Source organism: Deltaproteobacteria bacterium (genome assembly GCA_019308925.1).
Taxonomy (GTDB): Bacteria; Desulfobacterota; B13-G15; order B13-G15; family RBG-16-54-18; genus JAFDHG01.
In genome coordinates this window covers 26,956-43,058 of record JAFDHG010000010.1, presented here as the reverse complement: position 1 = coordinate 43,058, position 16,103 = coordinate 26,956, and the positions used below count along the sequence as shown (strand labels likewise).

Here is a 16,103-nt window from a genome sequence, read left to right as displayed (position 1 = left end):
CGTCCTCTCCCTGGAAGCCAACTCCTCCCAAATGGAGATCGCTCTAGTTCGAAATAAAAAGGAAGAAGGGGAGAAAGAAATTCCCCAGGAGAGAAGAACTAAAAAGGGGGGAAAGGCCACAAAGCGCAACAGGCTCAATGTAAAGGGGATGTTCAGGGTGAAGGAAGGGAGGTTTCAGGGAGTTGGTTTCCAGGATCTATTCCTCGCTGGAGAAGAGATGAAGGGGGGTGAATTGAAGATAGAGAAGTTCTCTTTGGCAGCCTTCAAGGGAAAGTTGGGGGGCTCCGGGGGGATCGATAGGGGAAAAGACTCTTTCCCCTTCCAAATTAAGACCCAAATAACAGGGGTAGACGTCAATGCCGTCCTGAGTGACCTCACCTCATGGAAGGGAATGATGAAAGGGAGGCTTTATGGGCGTATGTCTCTAGAAGGGAAAGGGGGTTCTCTCGCCTCCCTAAAGAGGGATCTCACAGGCAAGGGTAAGATTCGAGTAAGGGAGGGGGAGTTGTCCTGGTTGAACATCGTCGCCCAGATAGTGCGAGCCCTGGGCGGTAAGGGGTGGGAGAAGGAGAAGACTACCTTTGAAGATCTATCCACCTCCTTTATCGTCCAGAGAGGGAAGGTCTCCTTCCCGGACCTCCTCATCTCCCACAAAGATATGGAGATCAGGATGTGGGGGGATATGGACCTAGACCTGCAGCTTAAGGTGGAAGGGGAGGCCCACCTACCCCCCTCAGCGACCAAAGATCTTTCTGGGAAGGGATGGAGGTATTTTAAAGACGAAGGGGGACGGCTTACCATCCCTTTTACCCTGAGGGGGGATCTGAAGAATCCAGAAGTGGGGATCAGCACGAGGTTCATAGAGCGAGGGATCGAGGGGGTGCTGGAGGAGTTTTTGCGGAAAAAACTCCGCTGAAAAAGGTTGTCTTTTTCGCCCAGCCGTTTTATCCTCGGCCTAAAAGAGAGCAATAAGTACACCACTTAGTAAAGATCTCTATTGTAAAGGAGGAGGTTTCACGTGAAGTTCTTTATCGATACTGCCAACCTGGAGGAGATCAAACAGGGTCTGGAGATGGGGGTGGTCGATGGGGTTACCACCAACCCCACCTTGGTCTCTAAAGAAGGGATGGAGTTCCGCGCCCTGGTCACCGAGATATGCCGCTTGGTGGAAGGACCGGTCAGCCTGGAGGCCACCAGCCTTGAGGCCGAAGGAATGGTAAAGGAGGCCAGAGAACTGGCCAAGATTGGGGACAACGTGGTGGTCAAGATCCCCATGATTGAGGAAGGTCTTAAGGCTGTAAAGAGGCTAAGCGCCGAGGGTATTAACACCAATGTGACCCTGGTCTTTTCCCCCTCACAGGCCTTGCTCGCCGCCAAGGTGGGGGCCACCTATTTAAGCCCTTTCGTGGGGAGGCTGGATGATATATCCACCCCGGGGATGGAACTAACGGAGCAGATCATCACCATCCTTGAAAACTACGATTTCCCCACCCAGGTGATTGTGGCCAGCGTAAGACATCCCCTTCATGTGGTGGAGGCCGCCCTCATGGGGGCCGATATTGCCACCATCCCCTTCAAGGTCTTAAAACAGTTGGCAAAACACCCTTTGACGGATATTGGGATCCAACGCTTTTTGGAGGATTGGGCCAAGGTGCCGAAGAAATAAAAAGTTGGGTTGGGGGTATTCCCCCAACCCATCACTCTTCGACCTCTACCTCGATCTGTTTCGGTTTGGTCTCCTCTTTTTTGGGGAGAATCACCCTCAGCACCCCATCCTTATAGCCTGCCTTTATCTTCCCCTGATCTACGGTGTTGGGAAGGCTGAAAGAGCGGTTAAAATTCCCGTACGGACGTTCCAGCCTGTGGTAATCCTCCCTTTTGGTCCCCTCCTCTAACTTCCTCTCGCCCTTTATGGTGAGGATATTCCCCTCCATCTTGATATCTATATCCCTCTGATCTACCTCAGGGACCTCCATCTTGAGGATAATCTCCTCACCTTTCTCCAGGATATCCACGGCAGGCGACCAAACACCCACCTCTGCCTCCTTAGGCCCCCTGGAGAAGGTCTCCTCAAAGAGCCTGTTCATCCTTTCCTGTAGGGCCATAAGGTCCTTTAAAGGCTCCCATCTTGTTACGGCCATCACCTGCACCTCCTTTCCTTAATTCATCTTCCTTACTGGAAACATAATCATCCCTTTCCACCTTTCAAGAAAAAAGTTTCCTCCTTCCAGGCTACTTCATGAAAAACTATTGACAAGTACGGGAAGTAAAGTGGTTTTCATCTGGATCATCGTCTTCGTTATCCTCATGAATCTTCAGAATTTCAGGATCATTGCCAAATCAGTGGATCCCTTTGTCCTCGGATTGCCATTCTCGCTCTTCTTCGTTTTGTTGCTCTCCCTAATATCTACAATCGCAATCGTAGGGATATATTTCCTGTGGAAGGATTTTATTAAAAGAATTGGATAAAACATTTAAAAAGAAGAAAGGAGGTTAAAATGACTGTTACAGGAGCAGTAATCCTTGTATTTATTGTCTATGTCATCATAATCGCAATAATCGGTTATATTGGCTGGAAGAAAACCCAGCTAACCCCTGAAGACTATTTCCTTGCCGGCAGGACTTTAGGGGCCTTTGTCCTCTCCTTAACGTTGATCGCTACATACGCTAGTATGTGGACCTTTCTCGGTGCAGTGGGTGCTAACTACCGGCTGGGGACTTCATTTATGGCCTGTATGATTACATGGAACCTATTGTGGCCCTTAATGATCTGGGTGTTCGGCGTTAGAATCTGGCTGTTGGGTAAAAAATTTGGCTATATAACACCATCTGACATGTTTGCCGATTATTACAAGAGTGAGACAATGAGGGTAATCGCCTCAGTTATCGGTATAATCGCCCTCATCCCCTATATGAGCATTCAACTCCTCGGCGGTGGGCTGGCATTTGAGGCAGCCACCGGCGGGGCCATCCCTTTTTGGGCTGGGGCGTTAATCATGGTAATAGTCATCGCCTTGTATACCTTTTTCGGCGGATTAAGGGCAGTGGCATGGACCGATGTCTTACAAGGCCTATTCTTCCTGGTAGTCTTATTAATCCTGTCGATATGGGCTATTAAATTAACAGGGGGAAATCCTTTTAGAATTATTGCCGAAAGGCATCCGGAGATCTTCGACCCTGGGAGGTTTAAATGGGCTTTGTGGTTCGGCTTCATCATGACCTGGGGATTCGCACCGCTGCTCCCCCACATGATACAAAGGGCCTTCATGGCTAAATCTGGTAAGGCTATTACCCAATCGGCTGTAAGCATCGCCATCCTCAGCCCATGGTTCCAGACGGTAACGGTTATGTTGATCGGCATCAGTGCATTGGTTCTGCTGCCTGGCTTAAAGGGAGCGGCAACGGACGCCATCATTCCTGCCCTCCTTGCTAAATACGCACCCTATGTGGGAGCGGTGATAATCTCTGCAGCCTTTGCCGCCGGTATGTCGACCCTTGACTCGCAACTTATATCGGCAAGCTCACTATTAACGCGAGATATATGGGTAAAATACATCGATCCAAAGGCTGATCCAAAAAGAGAGACACTGGTTGGGAAAATATTTGTGTTAGTGGTCACCGTATTTATGTTTTTCTTTGTCTTAACAAAACCGGGCTTCATCGTGGTGCTGGGAACAGCGGGTGCTGGTATCTGTATCGCGGCTTACATATTTCCATTGATAGGGGTGTTGTTCTGGCCAAGGGTGGGCAAAACAGCCGCCCTATGGAGCTTAATTGTCGCGGGCGTAGTTGCATTTGTCACCTTTGCAATTTGGAAGTTCCCGTTCGGTGTCCATAATACACTCTGGGGGATGCTTGCAGGTCTAATTGCATTCCTGATTTTGACGTATGCAACAAAGCCCGTATCTTATGAAGAACAAAAGAAATTCCATGGCTACTTGACTTCAGCAATACATGGGGGGAAAACCAAGTAATTCATGCCTAAAAAAAGCATAGCACTCCCTGGAGATATAAAAATCCTGTTTCATGGTTTTCCAGGGAGGGCAGAGAGGGGGTATCTCGGTTGGTCAAGCGTTATTCTTGTCAATCGTGACAAAAAAATTCTCTTTGACACCGGAAATTGGGGGGATAGAGAGGAGCTTATAAGAAGACTCCAGGTAGAGGGGATAGAGTTAGAAGATATCGACATCGTAATTTTAAGTCATCTACATTTTGACCATTCCATAAATCTGCCCCTTTTTAAAAGGGCGAATATCATCTTAAGTAAAACGGCACTGGAATATGCATCTCGAAACAGTGGAGATCTGTTTGTTCCAGAGTTTATGGGGGATTATTTGCATTCTATACAAAAAAGATTAACGCCTATTGAAGGTGATACCAAACTAGACGAGAAGATCACCTTGCTAGAGACACCCGGACACACCCCTGGCAGCATCTCCTGTTTGCTTGAATATGGAGAATTAAGCGTCATACTCGCAGGGGACGCAATAAAAAATGCGTATGAATTTGTCTCCGGCACCGTTGATATATCCGAAGACAGAGAAGTTTCAAAAAACACTATAGAAAAGATAAAAGAAGTAGCAGATATAATTATCCCAGGACATGATAGACCTTTTTACTCTAAAGATGGGAAAATTTTCTATCTCTGTGGATCGGAATTTGAGTTTATGGCGAGATGTTGCCCTTATAACGAAGAATGGACTAAATTTAAGATAGGTTTTGGAGTTTAAATACTCTTATGTCACTTTTTTGCCTTCCTACAGACTGGACAGAGTTCGTAAAAGTCCTGGGGTAGATTGGCCTTGTCGATGATCCAGTTCAATTGAAACAGAGGAGCAAAGGGCTTCCCACAGGATTTACACGGTTGCATCTTTAAGGTCCTCTTCCACCGGAGGATGGTCCTTTCATCTCCCCTCTCTTCCATCTTGATACAGTCCGTAGGACAGACGTATACACAGGCCCCGCAGGCGATGCAGGCCAGGGGATCCCAAAATGGGGGGGCTACCTCTCTTCTGTCTCCTCTGTTGATGAAGGTGATGGCGTTGGCCCCTACTACCTCTCTGCATACCCTCTCACAAAGGCCGCAGAGGATACAGTCGCCAACATCCATCAAACTAAACCTGGTCTCCTGAACCCCCGCCTCCTGAGCCATCTTTTGGATCCTTTCGGAATTAGGGGCACGGGCCAGTAACAACTCCAGGATCATTCGGCGCGCTCGTTGGACCTTTTCGGTGTTGGTAGCAACCTCTATACCCTCATCAACCGGATAGTTACAGGAGGTCGTCAACCTGGTCCGGCCATCCGTGGTCACCTCTACCAAACAGAGGCGGCATGCACCATAAGGTGAGAGGGCCTCGTGATAGCAGAGGTGGGGGATCTCAAAACCGTAATCAAGGGCCACGGGGAGCAACATCGTCCCCTTTTCAGCCTCAACCTCCTGCCCATCGATAGTAAACCTGACCATCTCATTATCAGCCATTATTCCACCCTCACCGCATCAACAGGGCACACCTCCATACATGTGCCGCACTTAATACATATATCTTGATCAATCTCATGGGGTTCTTTTTTTTCGCCAGAGATTGCCTCCACAGGACACGCCCTTCTGCATTTCCCACATCCGTTGCAGGCCTCAGTATCTATGGTATAGGTGATCAGGTCCCTGCAGACCCCTGCAGGACACCTTTTATCCCTGATATGGGCCTCGTACTCATCTCTAAAATAGCGGATGGTGGACAGAACCGGGTTAGGGGCCGTCCCCCCCAGTGCGCAGAGGGATGCCTCTGCTGTCACCCAGCCAAGCTCCTCCAAGAGCTCTATATCCCCCTCTTTCCCTTTTCCTTTGGTAATATCATCCAGGATCTCATACATCCTCAACGTCCCGTCCCGACAGGAGGTGCATTTCCCGCACGATTCGTCCTTGAGAAAATTCGTGAAGTATCTGGCCACATCCACCATGCAGGTGGACTCATCCATAACGATCATTCCACCGGAGCCCATCATGGAACCGACCTTGGTCAACTCGTCGAAATCCACAGGAAGATCGAGCAATTCCCCGGGAATACAGCCCCCTGAAGGCCCTCCGGTCTGTACTGCCTTGAACTTCTTACCCCCGGGGATACCCCCGCCGATATCAAAGATGATCTCCCGCAGGGTGATCCCCATAGGGACCTCCACCAGACCAGTGTTGTTCACCTTCCCCACCATGGAAAAGACCTTTGTCCCCTTGCTCCCCTCCGTGCCGATTTTGTTGTACCAATCAGCCCCCCTCTCTATGATCACCGGGACATTGGCCCAGGTCTCCACGTTGTTTAGATCCGTCGGTCTATCCCAAAGACCACTTTCCACTGTATGGATGTGTTTGGCCCTCGGCTCCGCCACATAACCCTCGATGGACGCCATGAGGGCCGTTGACTCCCCTGCCACAAAGGCCCCACCGCCTCTGTTAATCTTGATGGTAAAATCAAAACCTGACCCGAGGATGTCCTCCCCCAATAATCCCATCTCCTCTGCCTGCTTGATGGCTATCCCGATGTTTTTCACGGCAAGGGGATATTCATTCCTGACATAGACATAGCCTTCATGGGCCCCGATGGCGTAGGCCCCGATAATCATCCCCTCCAGAACGCTGTGGGGATCCCCTTCCAGCACGCTGCGATCCATGTAGGCGCCTGGATCTCCCTCATCGGCGTTGCAGACGACATATCTTTTGTCCCCTTTCGCTCCCCTACAGGACTCCCATTTCCTTCCTGTGGGGAACCCTGCACCTCCCCTCCCCCTCAGCCCGGATCTCTTGACCTCCTCAATAACCTCTTCCGGCCTCATCTCGTGGAGGACTTTATAAAGGATAAAATAACCGCCCCTGGCTATATACTCTTCAATGCTATCTGGATCGATGTAACCGCAGTTTCTGAGGGCGATCTTTAACTGTTTCTTATAAAAACCCACTTCTTGATAAAGGGGAATGGCCTCTCGATCCTCAATCCCTCCCTTGAGCTGATACCTTCTGACCTCATCTTCGAGCAGAAGCTCATCCTCCTCCATGCGGCAAAAGGCCCATTCTTTCTTTAATCCTCCGTTGACTATCTCACTGATAAGTTCAACCCCTTTTTCGGGAGTCATCTCTTTATAGATGATCCTCGGAAACCCTGGTCTCCATACATCCACCAAGGGCTCTCTCTGACAAAACCCAAGACACCCGGCCTTGGCAAGGATGATACTCAATTTCTCCTTTTCGATCCCTTCCTTTATAGCCTCATAGACACGGTTGGCTCCGGCCGAGATCCCACAGGTGGCCATCTCCACCGTTACCTTGGCCTGGTCTGGATAGATCCTCTTAAGCCCCTCTTCTCTCAACCTCCTCAGATCTTCTGGACCTCTAACCTTCATACTATCACCTTTCCCCATCATCCCCCATTTCTCTAGTTATACTCCTTAAGGAGTTTGGCTGCCTTCCCCTGGTTCAATTTGCCAAAGATCTCTCCATCGATGACCACCACCGGCCCTAAACTACAACAACCTATGCAGCGGACGGTATCGAGGGTAAACCCGAGATCCTTCGTGGTCCCCCCCGCCTCTACCCCCAGATCCCTCTCCAGCCTCTCCAAGACCTTTGTCGCCCCTCTCACATGGCAGGCCGTACCCAGGCATACATTTATTAGATGACGTCCCCTAGGGGTCAAACTGAAGGCCCGATAAAAGGTGGCCAATTTGTAAACCCTGGCTAGGGGGATAACCAACCTTTCGGCCACCCCCTCTAACGCCTCCCGGGAGAGATAGTTCTCCTCGACCTGGACATCTTGCAGGATGGCCAACAGGTTTGAATCCAGATAGTCGTATCTCTTTAAGATCTTCTCTAATTGAGCCTTCTTCATTCCCTTAGCCCTCGTTCGTCATCTGTACTTTCTTTTTCAATTTGGTATATTCCTCTTGAACCCTTTGCTGGATCTTATCGATCAGCTCGGGGGTCAGGTGCCTGAACCTCCCCTGGATCTTGAGATACTCTTCTACCGGCCTGAGTTCTGGGAGGTCTACGCTCAATTTATACTTTCCCCTTTCTACCTCATATAGCGGGAACACCCCCGTCTCAACGGCCAGACGCCCTGCATGGATTGCCAACTCCGGGGCCAGACGCCACCCTGTGGGGCAGACCGAGAGGATATGGATGTAGGCAGGCCCCTCGATATCGGCCGCCTTTTTCACCTTTTCCATCAAATCAAAAGGATAACTGGGACACGCTGTGGCCACATAGGGTATGTTATGGGCCGCGCAGATCTCAGGCATATTCTTCTTCCAGGTAGTCTGTCCAGGAACCACCTTGCCGGCGGGAGAGGTAGTGGTGGAGGCACCGAAAGGGGTGGCAGACGAGCGTTGAATGCCAGTATTCATGTACGCTTCATTATCAAAGCATACATAGACGAAGTTATGGCCCCGTTCCATGGCTCCCGAGAGTGCCTGAACCCCGATGTCGCTGGTCCCTCCATCGCCAGCCATCCCCATAACAGTGATCTTCTGTTTTGGAAGCCTTCCTTTGCGCATCAACGCCTTCAAACCAGCCTCGATCCCCGATGCCACAGCCGCCGTGTTCTCAAAGGCAACGTGGATCCAGGGAACGTCCCATGAGGTCAGGGGAAGAGGTGACGAAACGATCTCCATGCACCCTGTGGCGCTGGCGATGATGTTATTTCTCCCCAGGACCTTGGCCACCAGACGCAACGCCAAGACCTCAGCACACCCCTGACACGCCCTATGTCCGGGGACAAGGTATTCCTTTTGTGGCACCAGCCTCGCAGCATAGACCCCTAACCTGTCTAAATACGTGTCCATTATTCCCTCACTCCGTATATCTCATACCACTCACCGGGCCTTGCCTTGGCCTGCTGGACCATCTGCGCAAAGTCATCAGGGGCTACATCACGGCCTCCTAACCCGATGATAAAGTTCACTACCCGTGGGTGTCTCTCTTGATGGTAGAGGGCAGACCTAATCTCCCCAGCCAAGGGACCTCCTGGTCCTCCATAGGATATGGCCCGGTCCATTACCACCAGCAGTTCTGCCCCCTTGACAGCTTCTTCGAACTCCTCAAAGGGAAACGGGCGCCATAGTCTTATTTTCACCAGCCCCACAGGCTCATCCTCTTCTCTCATCGTATCGATGGCAATAGAAGCCGTCTCACCCAGACTCCCCTGTGTAACAACGATGATCTTGGCCTCCTCTGTTTCGTGTGTTTCTACGGGGTGATAGTATCTCCCGGTCAAATCTCCAAACTCTTGCCATCCCTGGATAATGTACGGCATGGTCTTGTTCATGGCCTCATCCTGAGCCTTTTTAGCCTCGGTGAAGAGGACAGGAGGACCGAAACAACCCATGCTCACAGGATGATCTGGGTGCAAGCGGTAAAGGGGCTGATATGGGGGTAGGTAACGATCCACTACCTTTTGATCCAGCATCTCAATGGGCTCAATAACATGCGTGAGGACAAAGCCATCTAGGTTTATGATAAAGGGGGTCAGGACATTTCTATCCTCGGCCACCCGAAATCCGATAAAGACGTGGTCATAGACCTCTTGTCCGTTGTCCACAAAAAGCTGGATCCATCCACAATCCCTGATGGACATCACGTCGGAGTGATCGTTCCATATACTCAAGGGGCTGTTAAGGGATCTATTGGCCAGAATCATCAACATGGGTAGCCTGAGAGACGAAACAGCATAGACGATCTCACTCATCAAGGCCAACCCTTGGGAGCTGGTGCAGGTAAAGGTCCTGGCCCCGACGGCTGAACTGCCTGAGCATACACTCATGGCCGAGTGCTCGGACTCCACAGGGACAAACTCAGCATCCAGCTCACCATTGTTCACCAACTCGGAGAGGTGTTCCACAATGTGGGTCTGAGGGGTTATAGGATATGCGGCAATGATATCTACATTCGCCTGCTTCACCGCCTCTGCCGCAGCAATGGAGACCTCCATTCCTATCCTGGTTGCCATTTACTCTTCCTCCTCTACCATGGTGATGGCCCCTGTAGGACACTCTTCAGCGCATATCCCGCACCCTTTGCAGTAATAGAGGTCGTGCTCAATATACCCATCTTTTAAAATCTTGATGGCCATATCCGGACAGTAGATGTAACAGGTGCCACATTTAATGCATCGTTCCTTATCGTACACAGGCCGCTGCGACCTCCAATCTCCGGTGCGGTAGATACTGGCATTTCCTGGTTCATCAACTACGTAACCTACATTGAGGTCCCTCCAGGTGATTTCGTCCTCTGGCTTAGCCACTTCTGTCCCCCTTATTCCAATATCTTGGTTTCATTGTAGGCCCTCTCAAGGGCCTTGATGTTTTTCTCGGCCAACCTTCCAAATCTCTCTTGTAAGGGCTCGATCATCGATCCCTTGTCCGCCACCTCCGCCGCCCTGAGCAAGGCCCCCAGCATGGTAGTATTGGTGATGGGCAGCCCCAGCTCCTCCCTGGCAATCCTTGTGGCATCCACTGTCGCCAACCTCGTCTGTATTCCCAACTCCTTCTTGATCTCTTCGGGAGAAAACCGGGTATTGGTTACCAAAATCCCTTCTGCTTTCAGACCATTGGCAACATCAACCAAGCGCAGAATACTAGGGTCCAATACCAAGACGATATCGGGTTGGTAGATAACGGACCTAACCTTAATTTTCTCATCACTTATCCGACAAAAGGCCACCACCGGTGCCCCTCTCCTCTCCGGGCCAAAGCTCGGAAAGGCCTGGGCATATTTCCCCTCTTTGATGGCGGCCAAGGCCAACAATTCCGCCGAGGTGACCGCCCCCTGCCCTCCCCTGCCATGAAGCCTTATCTCAATCATTCTTTCCCCATTCTCTCTCAACTGTTAGATGGGCAACTATTGCCAAAAATTTATGCGAACTCTGCCTCCAATCTTTGAAAGCCTATTTAATGTTAACGTTAACGTTGATTCACCAAAAAGTCAATAAAAAAATTTTTTGTTTTCACCTACCTTTGTTAAAACGTAATCATATTAGTGAAAAGCCTTTCAGATTTGTTGTTCTCTGATATTTCCGCAACTTTTTTGCTCATTGCCCTGAATAAGATAACTTGTAAAGGTCTTTACATCTCCCTCCTTCCATCCAGGGATTTGCTCATGGTCTTTCCATCCACATACTCGATGTCCCCCCCTGCCGGTATCCCCTGAGCAATGCGGGTTACCTTTATTCCAAAGGGCTTGATGACCTTGGCGAGGTAAAGGGAGGTGGCATCACCCTCTACTGTAGGGTTAGTAGCCAAGATGACCTCTGCGACCCCGCCTTGTTTCAATCTCTGCAAGAGTTCCTCTATCTTCAACTCCCGCGGTCCCACCCCATCCAAAGGGGATATGACCCCGTGCAGCACATGGTAGACCCCTCGAAATATCCCTGCTGCCTCTATGGCCATGAGGTCATTCGGTTCCTCTACCACACACAAGAGAGAATGATCCCTCTGGTGGTTGCTGCAAATACTGCACACCTCTCCTTCAGCGATATTAAAACAGATCCGGCAGAGCCCTATCCTCTCCTTCACCCGCAGGATACTCCCCGCTAAGGCCTGGGCGTCTTCCTTAGATGAACGGAGTATATGAAAGGCGAGCCTTGTAGCGGTCTTCTTACCGATACCCGGGAGCTTGGAAAGCTCAGTTATCAGAGCTTCTACTGCTGGGGCATAAGTGGACATATTAGATCAAACCTGGGATGGCCAGGCCACCCGTTATCTTCTTCATCTCCTCGGCCAACATCTCCTGCGACCTCCTTATCCCTTCATTCATCGCGGCGACGATCAGGTCCTGAAGCATCTCTATCTCCTGGCGATCTACCACCTCCGGATCTATCTTAATGGACAATATCTGCTGCTTACCATTGACCACCACCGTGACCATGCCCCCCCCTGCTGTGGTCTCCACCGTCTTTGTCGCCAGTTCTTCCTGGACCTCCATCATCTTAGCCTGCAGCTTTTGGGCCTGTTTCATCAAATCCCCCAACCCCTTGCTCATCTCACCACCTCCTCATGATCAAGACCCCTCTTTTACCTTAACCCCAACTATCCGCCCCTTAAAGATCTCAACAACCTCCTTTACAACGGGGTTCGCCAGGGCCTCCTTTTTCAGGTGCCTCGTCAAATCGGTCTCTTCATCTTGAGCCAAAGTATTTGGATCTCCATTTGCCTTGCCAGTAGGGTCTATGGATGTAATCTTTACCTTCACCTCTTTTTTGAAATAGCGCTGGGATACTTCCTCCAATGACTTCAAAGTACCGGGTTCGGAGACCCTGTCAAGGGCGAAGGAGCCCCTGGCGAACCCTATCTCCATGGAAGAATCATCCAGGCGCACAGGACGTCCCTGATTTAAAAAGGAGGCAAGGATGGGATTCTCACCCCGCAAAAATTTAAGAAAGTCCTCCCATTGCCCCAGGTCTTCCTGCCCTAATTCCCTTCCCATTTGCTGCACAGTGGGGGTGTCTTGCAGATTCTCCTGCTTTACTCGCCCACCTTCCCTTTGCTCCACTGGTCCAAGGGGAGGCCCTTCTGCCCCCTCTATCCCTTGGGAGAGGGCGCCCTCTAACCTCTCCACCCTTGATAAGATCTCTTCTGCAGGGAGCAAAGACCTGAGGCGCGCCATCTCCACCAAAGTCATTTCCAAGACGACCTTGGGGAAGGGGCTGCGGGCCATCAACTCTTCTCCCTTCAAAAGGATCTGAAACCACCTGTACAGATCCTCAAAACCCACCCCCGCTGCCTGATCCAAAAGGTCATTGGCCTCATGATCAGGTACATTTAAGATGGGGCTTTCTCCCCCTTCTATCTTCACCACCAGGAGGTTTCGAAAATGGTTCAGGAGATCTTTGCAAAACTGCCCAAGATCATAACCGATTTTATAAAGTTCATCTACAAGATACAGGCACGTTTTTGCATCTCCTTGGATGATGGCAGCGGAGATGTCAAAAAGTATCTTTCGATCTGTTATTCCCAGCAGGTCTAAGACATCCTCTCCCTTTACCTCCTCTCCCCCATAGGAGATGGCCTGATCGAGGAGGCTCTGGGCATCCCTCATGCTCCCCTCTGCCTCACGGGCGATGAGCATCAAGGTATCATCGCTTATCCTCACTCCTTCGGCAATCGCAATCTCTTTCAGCTTTTCAAAGATCAGGGCTAAGGGGACTCTCTTGAAGTCAAACCTCTGACAACGGGAGAGTATGGTAAGGGGGATCTTATGGGGTTCCGTGGTGGCAAAGATGAACAGGACATGGGGAGGTGGCTCCTCTAAGGTCTTCAACAGGGCATTGAAGGCGCTGGTGGAGAGCATATGGACCTCATCGATGATGTAGATCTTGTACTTGCTTTTGCCCGGTAGGTACTTGACGTTCTCCCGAAGTTCTCGCACATTGTCCACCCCAGTATTGGATGCCCCGTCGATCTCCAACACATCGATAGAGTTGGTGTTAGCTATCTCTTTACAGTTCTCACATTGGTTACATGGCCTTGGAGTGGGACCCTGTTGGCAATTCACCGCCTTGGCCAATATCCTGGCCGCCGAGGTCTTCCCCACCCCCCTGGGCCCGGTAAATAGGAAGGCATGGGCCAATCTGCTGGTAGAGATGGCGTTTTGGAGGGTCTTGGTTACATGGTCCTGACCCACCAGTTCTTCAAATATCTGCGGTCGCCATTTTCTTGCCAGGACAAGGTAAGGCATAAGTGGTTAATCTCCAAAAAAGCCGTTAAAAAGTGCCCAGGGATTCATCTCATAGGGTTCCAGGGGCCAATAGATCCAGGGTTCCAGGGGCCAAGGGGTCCAGTGGTCGAGTGAAATACACTAGAACCGCTCGGCTGAGCTCGCCGCAAGCCCTAGAATCCTGGAATCCTAAAACCCTTCATTTTGACCCCTTTAATCCTCTCAACTCCACCAACTAAATTGGGGAAGATCCACATAGATTGAAAATCCATACTTAATAGGAAAGGGGTGGCAGGGTAGCTCCCTGCCACCCAACAGCCACTATTGATAGCTAGGTTTACTGCGACACCAGATAAGGTTACTACCGCTGCTTCCTCCCGGACCTGACGGGGTTTGCAACCCTCCAATGCGCAGGACCCAGCTATCAATACTGGCTATTGATAGACGCAGAGTCCTGCATAAGGCACTCTCGCCGATATTCTTAGGTTACAACATACTGGTAACAAAAACCACCAGCCAAAAGCTCATCGTTATAAGCTACGAGTAAAATTGAGCCTTGCTCAATTTTCTGGCGGAGAGAGAGGGATTCGAACCCTCGGTACCGGTTTCCCGGTACACACGATTTCCAGTCGTGCCCCTTCGGCCAGCTCGGGCATCTCTCCGGGATTCCGCTTATGCGGGAATATAATTGGCTTATAGCTCTTGGCACGTAACATCATTTTTTCAGTTTGTTGCGAAATAAAGAAAGTTGCTTTACAAGATTATGTGCCTTATCCTCAATCTCTTGGTTTAAATCTTCATCAATATACCTGTAGAGCGTTGCAAGATCAAATCCGGCCACCGATTCGTAGGCCGATCTAATCGAGATGCTCAAAAACCGGGCAAACTCAGCGTCGGAATTGTCAGCCGATCCCTCGGCAATATTAAGCACAATGGAATTTAAAGCCCTTTCCAATTGGTTTGTAAGCCCCTTGCCCTTTTTCTCAACATATCTTTCAATGACGTCCCGGCAAAACTTGCAATAATCCTTAGCTTCCTGGTAAGCCCTAAAATTCTTGAATCTAAATTTCATAATTTACAGCAGGGCGGCAATGAAATCCTCCAGCTAAAAGCTCATTGCTATAAGCCAAGAGTGAAATTTAGCTTTGCTAAATTTCTTGGCGGAGAGGGTGGGATTCGAACCCACGGTCCCGGTTTCCCGGAACAGCCGATTTCGAGTCGGCCCCGTTATGACCACTTCGGTACCTCTCCTGCTATTCCCTCCGAAGTTGGAAAAATGCCTGTACTATCTCCTTACAACGCTCGGCCAGCACACCCTCGGTCACTTGGACCCGATGGTTCAGCCTCGGATCGTTCAGCAGGCGATAGAGGGATTCTACCGCTCCTGCCTTTTCGTCCCTCGCCCCGAAGATGAGGCGGGCCAGCCGGCTATGTAAAATGGCCCCGGCACACATAGGACAGGGCTCAATGGTAACATAGAGCTCACATCCATTCAGGCGGTAATTTCCTACCCTTGAGGCCCCCTCGCGTAGGACCAAGATCTCGGCGTGGGCAGTGGGATCGTTGAGGGAAAGGGAACGGTTGTGCTCCTTGGCCAAGACCTCGCCTTCCCTGACCAAGACCGCACCCACAGGGACCTCTCCCTCTTGCGAGGCCTTGAGGGCCTCCTCTATGGCCATCTCCATCATCTCTTTATCTTTCAATGAGCCTTTTTTCACCTTGTTTTCGATACTTCCGATAAAAAATGCTAGCAGAAAAGCAATGAGGGGTCAAGGGATATCAGACGATGACATTTCCCCCTTGCCGTGCTATGGTTAAATTGGGAAATTGAAGAGGGGCTTTTTTATCAACAGCTTGGCCGGCGATCCGAGATTGAGGAGATGCGTTAAACCTCTCTTCTACCATCCACCTGGTGACCCGGCCTCCCTATTTTGGGGGGAAAGGAAGTGACGGTATGAATATTTATCAAAGGATCGTTCTTGCATTAGCAGCGGTTGCCTTAGCTATAAATTTTTGGGGAGACAAATTAGGATGTCCCGATTCCCTTTGGGGTAAGGCATGGTGGAAAAAAATTATATGTAGTCTTTGGTCTGGCAATCCTATTACAGCTTTATCATATTCAGTTGGTATTATAGCAATCGCCTTGGCCATCTTTATTGCACTCAAAAATAAGTGAACTACCACCGAGCAAGCTCGGTTGCTTCTTCCGCTAATCGCCGTCCCCTAAAAACCCTGCTTTGTAAGGATGCCATTTCATCCCACAAGCAAGCTTGTGGGTTTTCTGGCATGATTTTTATAAAAAGCGAGTAAATCGATAACTTACTGCAAACTAAAGGTTTTTTAATGCTCAGTATGTTGGAAGTGGCATAAAAGAGCTAAAGTGATATAAAAAGGCAAAAAGTGCTTGACA

18 protein-coding genes, 2 tRNA genes and 1 other RNA gene are annotated in these 16,103 nt (G+C 50.1%); 5 read left to right on the top strand and 16 right to left on the bottom strand.

The window, feature by feature from the left end:
* On the top strand, positions 1-916 hold a 916-nt coding region (locus JRI46_02855; protein MBW2038521.1), incomplete at its 5' end, for an AsmA-like C-terminal region-containing protein.
* 102 nt (positions 917-1,018) lie between these two features.
* A complete protein-coding gene (fsa, locus tag JRI46_02850; GenBank protein MBW2038520.1) occupies positions 1,019-1,666 on the top strand; it encodes a fructose-6-phosphate aldolase in 648 nt (215 codons plus the stop codon).
* Between the two features lie 31 nt (positions 1,667-1,697).
* On the opposite strand, the gene JRI46_02845 is transcribed toward fsa, so the two are convergent.
* Positions 1,698-2,141: an Hsp20/alpha crystallin family protein gene (locus JRI46_02845; GenBank protein MBW2038519.1), complete on the bottom strand. Its 444-nt coding sequence runs from the start codon at positions 2,139-2,141 to the stop codon at positions 1,698-1,700.
* Between the two features lie 357 nt (positions 2,142-2,498).
* Between JRI46_02845 and JRI46_02840 the strand changes: the two genes are divergently transcribed.
* Both JRI46_02840 and JRI46_02835 read left to right on the top strand, forming a co-directional pair.
* Positions 2,499-3,974: a sodium:solute symporter family protein gene (locus tag JRI46_02840; GenBank protein MBW2038518.1), complete on the top strand. Its 1,476-nt coding sequence runs from the start codon at positions 2,499-2,501 to the stop codon at positions 3,972-3,974.
* A gap of 3 nt (positions 3,975-3,977) precedes the next feature.
* Positions 3,978-4,730, top strand: a complete 753-nt coding sequence (locus JRI46_02835) for an MBL fold metallo-hydrolase (GenBank protein ID MBW2038517.1) — start codon at positions 3,978-3,980, stop codon at positions 4,728-4,730.
* A gap of 11 nt (positions 4,731-4,741) precedes the next feature.
* Here JRI46_02835 and JRI46_02830 read toward each other — a convergent pair whose 3' ends face one another.
* From JRI46_02830 to tadA, 15 genes are all read right to left on the bottom strand, one after another.
* Positions 4,742-5,464, bottom strand: coding sequence for a (2Fe-2S)-binding protein (locus JRI46_02830; protein MBW2038516.1), 723 nt, complete (start codon positions 5,462-5,464; stop codon positions 4,742-4,744).
* Positions 5,465-5,478: 14 nt separating this feature from the next.
* The gene (locus tag JRI46_02825) at positions 5,479-7,389 is read right to left on the bottom strand and encodes a 4Fe-4S binding protein (GenBank protein ID MBW2038515.1); all 1,911 of its coding nucleotides are present in this window, start codon (positions 7,387-7,389) and stop codon (positions 5,479-5,481) included.
* A gap of 32 nt (positions 7,390-7,421) precedes the next feature.
* Positions 7,422-7,874 carry an NAD(P)H-dependent oxidoreductase subunit E gene (locus tag JRI46_02820; protein ID MBW2038514.1) on the bottom strand — a complete coding sequence of 151 codons (453 nt, stop codon included), beginning with the start codon at positions 7,872-7,874 and terminating at the stop codon, positions 7,422-7,424.
* 4 nt (positions 7,875-7,878) lie between these two features.
* Complete coding sequence (locus tag JRI46_02815; protein MBW2038513.1) at positions 7,879-8,826, bottom strand: pyruvate synthase subunit beta; 948 nt, start codon at positions 8,824-8,826, stop codon at positions 7,879-7,881.
* On the bottom strand, positions 8,826-9,989 hold the full coding sequence (gene porA / locus JRI46_02810) for a pyruvate ferredoxin oxidoreductase (GenBank protein MBW2038512.1): 1,164 nt from the start codon (positions 9,987-9,989) through the stop codon (positions 8,826-8,828). Before porA ends, JRI46_02815 begins: the two co-directional genes overlap by 1 nt.
* Positions 9,990-10,283: a 4Fe-4S binding protein gene (locus JRI46_02805; GenBank protein ID MBW2038511.1), complete on the bottom strand. Its 294-nt coding sequence runs from the start codon at positions 10,281-10,283 to the stop codon at positions 9,990-9,992. It abuts the gene before it with no gap.
* Between the two features lie 11 nt (positions 10,284-10,294).
* Entirely contained in the window at positions 10,295-10,843 is a 549-nt protein-coding gene (locus JRI46_02800) for a pyruvate ferredoxin oxidoreductase subunit gamma (protein MBW2038510.1), read from the bottom strand.
* A gap of 260 nt (positions 10,844-11,103) precedes the next feature.
* The gene (gene recR / locus JRI46_02795) at positions 11,104-11,703 is read right to left on the bottom strand and encodes a recombination protein RecR (protein ID MBW2038509.1); all 600 of its coding nucleotides are present in this window, start codon (positions 11,701-11,703) and stop codon (positions 11,104-11,106) included.
* A 1-nt stretch (position 11,704) separates the two neighbouring features.
* Entirely contained in the window at positions 11,705-12,019 is a 315-nt protein-coding gene (locus tag JRI46_02790; GenBank protein ID MBW2038508.1) for a YbaB/EbfC family nucleoid-associated protein, read from the bottom strand.
* An 18-nt stretch (positions 12,020-12,037) separates the two neighbouring features.
* Positions 12,038-13,714, bottom strand: coding sequence for a DNA polymerase III subunit gamma/tau (gene dnaX, locus JRI46_02785; GenBank protein MBW2038507.1), 1,677 nt, complete (start codon positions 13,712-13,714; stop codon positions 12,038-12,040).
* A gap of 305 nt (positions 13,715-14,019) precedes the next feature.
* Positions 14,020-14,116, bottom strand: an RNA gene (ffs, locus tag JRI46_02780) — signal recognition particle sRNA small type.
* Between the two features lie 146 nt (positions 14,117-14,262).
* Positions 14,263-14,355, bottom strand: a tRNA-Ser gene (locus tag JRI46_02775).
* 53 nt (positions 14,356-14,408) lie between these two features.
* Entirely contained in the window at positions 14,409-14,765 is a 357-nt protein-coding gene (locus JRI46_02770) for a four helix bundle protein (GenBank protein ID MBW2038506.1), read from the bottom strand.
* A gap of 86 nt (positions 14,766-14,851) precedes the next feature.
* A tRNA-Ser gene (locus tag JRI46_02765) sits at positions 14,852-14,944 on the bottom strand.
* Positions 14,945-14,946: 2 nt separating this feature from the next.
* Positions 14,947-15,423, bottom strand: a complete 477-nt coding sequence (gene tadA / locus JRI46_02760) for a tRNA adenosine(34) deaminase TadA (GenBank protein ID MBW2038505.1) — start codon at positions 15,421-15,423, stop codon at positions 14,947-14,949.
* Between the two features lie 224 nt (positions 15,424-15,647).
* Between tadA and JRI46_02755 the strand changes: the two genes are divergently transcribed.
* Positions 15,648-15,869 (top strand): hypothetical protein, encoded by a 222-nt coding sequence (locus JRI46_02755; GenBank protein MBW2038504.1) that lies wholly within the window; start codon positions 15,648-15,650, stop codon positions 15,867-15,869.
* Positions 15,870-16,103: the final 234 nt, after the last annotated feature.